The sequence below is a fragment of the Nonomuraea sp. NPDC001699 genome, from assembly GCF_053596455.1.
In genome coordinates, this window is record NZ_JBSFGF010000062.1 from 1 (window position 1) to 6,295 (window position 6,295).

Annotated in this window: 4 protein-coding genes; all 4 read left to right on the forward strand. The window is 68.6% G+C overall.

The features are described 5' to 3' along the window. The coding region (locus tag ACWCSU_RS52570) for an RICIN domain-containing protein (RefSeq protein ID WP_449945162.1) at positions 1 to 115 on the forward strand (115 nt) is incomplete at its 5' end. Between the two features lie 508 nt (positions 116 to 623). After that, complete coding sequence (locus tag ACWCSU_RS52575; protein WP_449945154.1) at positions 624 to 3,344, forward strand: beta-L-arabinofuranosidase domain-containing protein; 2,721 nt, start codon at positions 624 to 626, stop codon at positions 3,342 to 3,344. After that, positions 3,341 to 5,353 (forward strand): RICIN domain-containing protein, encoded by a 2,013-nt coding sequence (locus ACWCSU_RS52580; protein WP_449945156.1) that lies wholly within the window; start codon positions 3,341 to 3,343, stop codon positions 5,351 to 5,353. The genes ACWCSU_RS52575 and ACWCSU_RS52580 overlap by 4 nt, the downstream gene beginning before the upstream one ends. A gap of 15 nt (positions 5,354 to 5,368) precedes the next feature. After that, positions 5,369 to 6,295, forward strand: a 927-nt coding sequence (locus tag ACWCSU_RS52585; protein ID WP_449945159.1) for a non-reducing end alpha-L-arabinofuranosidase family hydrolase, incomplete at its 3' end; no start/stop codon positions are given.

Below are 6,295 nucleotides of genomic sequence, written 5' to 3' on the forward strand. Positions count from 1 at the left end.
CGGGCTCTGCCTCGACGCCATCGGCGCCGGCACCGGCAACGGCACCGGGCTCCAGCTCTACACCTGCTCGGGCGGCACCAACCAGAAGTGGACCTACAACCCGGCCACCGCGTGAGCCGCACCGCCGGTCGCTCCGGCGCCCGGTGACCCGGACCGGCTCCAGTCGCTGACCGCACCGCCGCTGCGCCCCTCCCCTCGATGCAAGGCTCGGGGGGAGGGTGAGCCGCACCCAGGCCGCCCGAGCGGCGGATGTCCTTCTCGCCGCGCGCATGCCAGACGCGTCAGCCGGTTCGGAGGGGGCGCAGAAGAGCCGGGAGCATGAAACTTTCATCCGCACGAGTAGTCCAGAGCGATCCCCGCGCGGGCAAAACTCCAGACGGGAACGCGTTCTGACGGAAACGCCCGGCCGGCGCCGAGCGGCGCTTGTTGACGCCGGACCCGACCGTCCGATGTACTCCGCGACAACTCCTCAACACAAGCGGGCGAGCAGCTTGCGAAGGTCAATGTTAGCGCTAACACTCGGAGTGGCGTATCTCCGCCTGCGACCACCTCCAGGAAGGCTGCATCCACTGCGTACGTGACCTGCCACAGCCCTTCACCCCCCGATCCCCAAGGAGCTCCGCATGTCCTTGAGCCGTCGTCAGCTCTTCCAGGCCACGGGCGCGACCGCCGCGCTCACGGTCGTCGGCCAGGCAGCCGGCGCATCACCCGCCCTGGCCGCACTCCCCCAGGCCAGACCCGACATCGGCGTCTCGGCCTACGAGTTCGACCTCGGCCAGGTCCGGCTGACCTCCGGACGCCTGCTGGACAACCAGAACCGCGCTCTCGCCTACTTACGCTACGTCGACGTCGACCGGCTGCTCTACGTCTTCCGGGCCAACCACCGGCTGCCGACCGGCGGCGCGGCGGCCAACGGCGGCTGGGACGCGCCCGGCTTCCCGTTCCGATCACACGTTCATGGCCACTTCCTGACGGCCTGGGCGCAGGCCTATGCCGTGCTCGGCGACACCACCTGCCGGGACAAGGCCACGTACATGGTGGCCGAACTGGCCAGATGCCAGGCCAACAACGGCGCCGCCGGATTCACCGCCGGCTATCTGTCCGGCTTCCCCGAATCGGACATCACGGCACTGGAGAACCGCACCCTGAGCAACGGCAACGTGCCCTACTACTGCCTGCACAAGACCCTGGCCGGACTGCTGGACGTCTGGCGGCAGCTCGGCGACACCCAGGCCAGGAGCGTGCTGCTGGCCCTTGCCGGATGGGTGGACGCCCGTACCTCGCGGCTCACCTCCAGCCAGACGCAGGCCATGCTGGGCACCGAGTTCGGCGGCATGAACGCCGTGCTGACGGACCTGTACCAGGCGACCGGCGACTCCCGCTGGCTGGCCACGGCCCAGCGGTTCGACCACGCGGCCGTCTTCAACCCGCTCGCCGCCGGCCAGGACCAGCTCAACGGCCTGCACGCCAACACCCAGGTGCCCAAGTGGATCGGAGCGGCCCGCGAGTACAAGGCGACGGGAGTCACCCGGTACCGCGACATCGCCGCCAACGCCTGGTCCATCACGGTCGGCGCGCACACGTACGTGAACGGCTCCAACAGCCAGGCCGAGCACTTCCGCGCCCCCGGCGCGATCGCCTCCTACCTGACCAGGGACACCGGCGAGGCGTGCAACACCTACAACATGCTCAAGCTGACCCGGGAGCTGTGGCTGCTGTCCCCGAACCGGGCCGACTACTTCGACTACTACGAGAACGCCCTGCTCAACCACCTGATCGGCCAGCAGAACCCGGCGGACGCCCATGGGCACGTCACGTACTTCACCCCGCTCAACCCCGGCGGACGGCGAGGCGTCGGCCCGGCCTGGGGCGGCGGCACCTGGAGCACGGACTACGGCTCGTTCTGGTGCTGCCAGGGCACCGGGATCGAGACCAACACCAAGCTGACCGACTCGATCTATTTCCACAACGGCACCACTCTGTACGTGAACCTGTTCGTGCCCTCCACCCTCGACTGGAGCGCGCGCGGCATCACGATCACCCAGACCACCTCCTACCCGGCCGGCGAGACCACGTCGCTGCAGGTCACCGGGAACGCGAGCGGATCGTGGACGATGCGCGTCCGCATCCCGGCCTGGACCCAGGGCGCGACGATCAGCGTCAACGGGGTCCAGCAGAACATCGCGACCACGCCGGGCAGCTACGCCGATCTCACCCGGACGTGGTCGTCCGGCGACACCGTCACCGTGCGCCTGCCCATGCGGGTGATCATGAAGGCCGCCGATGACAACCCCGGCGTGCAGGCCGTCACCTACGGTCCGGTCGTGTTGTCGGGCGACTACGGCGACACCGGCCTGTCGTCGGCCCCGGCCCTGAACCCCTCATCGATCACCCGGACCAGCGCCTCCTCCCTGACCTTCACGGCCACGGCGGACGGCGCGCCGGTGCGGCTCGGGCCGTTCCACGAGGCGTACGACCACAACTACGTCGTCTACTGGAACACCCAGGGCGCCACCGCCACGGCGAGCTTCCGGCTGGTCAACGCGGCCAGCGGGCTGGTTCTCGGCATCCAGAACATGTCCACCGCCGACGGCGGCCCGGCCCTCCAGTGGACCGACAACGGCACCGCCGACCACGACTGGGTCCCGGTCGCGGACGGCAACGCCCTGCGGTTCCGCAACGTGCACAGCGGCAAGGTGCTCGGCGTCGAGAACATGTCGGCCGCCGACAACGCCCGGGTGCTCCAGTGGGGCGACACCGGCACCGCCGACCACCGCTGGACGGTCACCGACGTCGGCGACGGCTCGGTCAAGATCCGCAACGTCAACAGCTCGAAGCTGCTCGGCGTCCAGAACGGCTCGACCGCCAACGGCGCCCAGGTGGTCCAGGTCCCCGACGACGGCAGCCCGGACAACCAGTGGCGGTTCGTGCCGAACGGCGCGCGACGCCTCCAGAACGTGGGCACCGGGATGGTGCTCGGCGTCACCGGCATGTCCACGGCCGACGGCGCGCTCGTCGTCCAGTGGGGCGACACCGGCACCGCCGACCATCTGTGGACCGCGATCGTCGACACCGGCGGCCACCTGCGGCTGCGCAACGGCAACAGCCAGAAGGTGCTCGGCGTGGAGAACATGGGCACCGCCGCCGGGTCGCGTGTCGTGCAGTGGACGGACAACGGCACCGCCGACCATCGCTGGCGGCTGCGCCACTGGGCGGGTGCCGCCTTCCGTGTGCAGTGCGCCAACGGCGGCCGGGTCCTCGGTGTGACGGGCACCTCCCAGGGCGCGCAGGTCGTGCTCGCAGACGACGACGGCTCGAACGACAATCTCTGGAGGTTCATGTGAGGCGCGTCCTCGCGGCCCTGTCGGCCCTGCTTGTCGTGGCCGTGGCACTCACCGCTCAGGAGGCGTCGGCCGCGACGGTCGACACCGGCATCTGGTACGTCCTGGTCAACCGCAACAGCGGCAAGGCCCTGGACGTCTACAACCTGTCCACCGCCGACGGCGGCCGCATCACCCAATGGACCAGGAACAACCAGAACCAGCAGCAATGGCAGTTCGTCGACTCCGGCGGCGGCTACTACCGGATCAAGTCCCGCCACTCCGGCAAGGTCCTGGACGTCTACAACTTCTCCACCGCCAACGGCGGCGCCATCGTCCAATGGGCCGACCTCAACGGCAACAACCAGCAATGGCGGCTGACCGACAGCTCCGACGGCTACGTGCGGCTCATCTCCCGCCACAGCAACAAGGCACTAGAAGTCCAGGGCGCCTCCACCGCCGACGGCGCCAACATCGTCCAGTACGACGACTGGGGCGGCGCCAACCAGCAATGGCAACTCGTCCCGGTCACCGGCGACGGCGGCTACGCCAACCCGGTCGTCTGGCAGGACTTCGCCGACGGCGACATCATCCGCGTCGGCGACGCCTACTACTACTCGGCCTCGACCATGCACTACTCGCCCGGCGCGCCGATCCTGCGCTCCTACAACCTGGTCGACTGGGAGTACGCCGGACATTCGGTGCCGCGCCTCGACTTCGGCTCCGGCGCCTACGACCTCAACGGCGGCCGGGCGTACGTCAAGGGAATCTGGGCCTCGACCCTGAACTACCGGCCCAGCAACAGCACCTACTACTGGATGGGCTGCGTCGAGTTCAACCGGACCTATGTCTACACCGCCTCCGCCGTGGACGGCACGTGGACCAAGCGCTCACAGATCAACAACTGCTACTACGACGCCGGCCTGCTGATCGACTCCGACGACACCATGTACGTCGCCTACGGCAACAGCACCATCAGCGTGGCCCAGCTCTCGGCCGACGGCCTCAGCCAGGTGCGCAGCCAGCAGGTGTTCCAGACGCCGAGCAACATCGGCACCCTGGAAGGCTCCCGCTTCTATAAGCGCAACGGCTACTACTACATCTGGCTGACCCGCCCCGCCAACGGCCAGTACGTCCTCCGCTCCACCTCGCCGTGGGGCCCGTACGAGATGCGCCAGGTCCTGCTCGACCTGCCCGGCCCCATCTCCGGCGGCGGCGTCCCGCACCAGGGCGGGCTCGTCCAGACCCAGAACGGTGACTGGTACTACATGGCGTTCGTCGACGCCTACCCCGGCGGACGCGTCCCGGCGCTCGCACCGATCACCTGGACCGGCGACTGGCCGAACGTGCAGACCGTCAACGGAGGCTGGGGAGCCGCCTACCCCAAGCCGAACATCCAGACCAGCCGCACCGTGGCGTCCATGACCGGCCCGGACACCTTCACCTCGGCCGCGCTCGGCCCTCGCTGGGAGTGGAACCACAACCCCGACACCGGCCGCTTCTCCACCGGCAACGGCCTGCGCCTGCAGACCGCGACCGTCACAGGCGACCTCTACAACGCGCGCAACACACTGACCCACCGCATCCAGGGCCCGTCCTCCACGTCGACGATCGAGCTCGACTACTCCCAGATGGCCAACGGCGACCGCTCGGGGCTGGCGATGCTGCGCGACCAGTCGGCCTGGATCGGCGTCAAACGCGACAACGGCGTCAACCGGGTCGTGATGACCAACGGCCTGACCATGAACGGCTCCTGGCAGACCACCGGCACCGGCACCGAGGCGGCGAGCGCGAACATCTCGGGCGGCCGGATCTGGCTACGGGTCAACGCCGACATCCGGCCCGGCTCCGGCAGGGCGGCCCGCTTCTCCTACAGCACCGACGGCAGCACCTTCACCAGCCTCGGCCCGGCCTTCACGTTGAACAACGCCTGGCAGTTCTTCATGGGCTACCGCTTCGGGATCTTCAACTACGCCACCCAGTCCCTCGGCGGCGCGATCACCGTACGCCGCTTCGACCTCACCACCCCCTGACCGAAAGGCGCAAACGTGAGACTCCGATTCCTGACCGTCCTGGCGACGGTGGCCACCTTACTGGTGAGCCTGTTCATCGCCACACAGCCCGCCGACGCGGCCACCGTCGACACCAACGCCTGGTACGTCCTGGTCAACCGCAACAGCGGCAAGGCCCTGGACGTCTACAACCTGTCCACCGCCGACGGCGGCCGCATCACCCAATGGACCAGGAACAACCAGAACCAGCAGCAATGGCAGTTCGTCGACTCCGGCGGCGGCTACTACCGGATCAAGTCCCGCCACTCCGGCAAAGTCCTGGACGTCTACAACTTCTCCACCGCCAACGGCGGCGCCATCGTCCAATGGGCCGACCTCAACGGCAACAACCAGCAATGGCGCCTGACCGACAGCTCCGACGGCTACGTACGGTTCATCTCCCGCCACAGCAACAAGGCCCTGGAGGTCCAGGGCGCCTCCACCGCCGACGGCGCCAACATCGTCCAGTACGACGACTGGGGCGGCGCCAACCAGCAATGGCAGCTCGTCAAGGTCGACGGCGGCACCCAGAACCCGGGATGCGACCTTCCGTCGTCGTACCGCTGGAGCTCGACCGGCGCGCTGGCGACCCCGAAGTCCGGCTGGGTCTCGCTCAAGGACTTCACCGTCGCCCCCTACAACGGCAGGCATCTCGTCTACGCCACCACCCACGACACCGGGACGAAATGGGGCTCGATGAACTTCAGCCCCTTCACCAACTGGTCCGACATGGCCTCGGCCGGTCAGAACGCCATGTCCTCGGGCACCGTCGCGCCCACGCTGTTCTACTTCGCCCCGAAGAACATCTGGGTGCTCGCCTACCAGTGGGGCGGAACCGCCTTCTCCTACCGCACCTCCAGCGACCCCGCCAACCCCAACGGCTGGTCAGCCCAGCAGACGCTGTTCTCCGGCAGCATCTCCGGC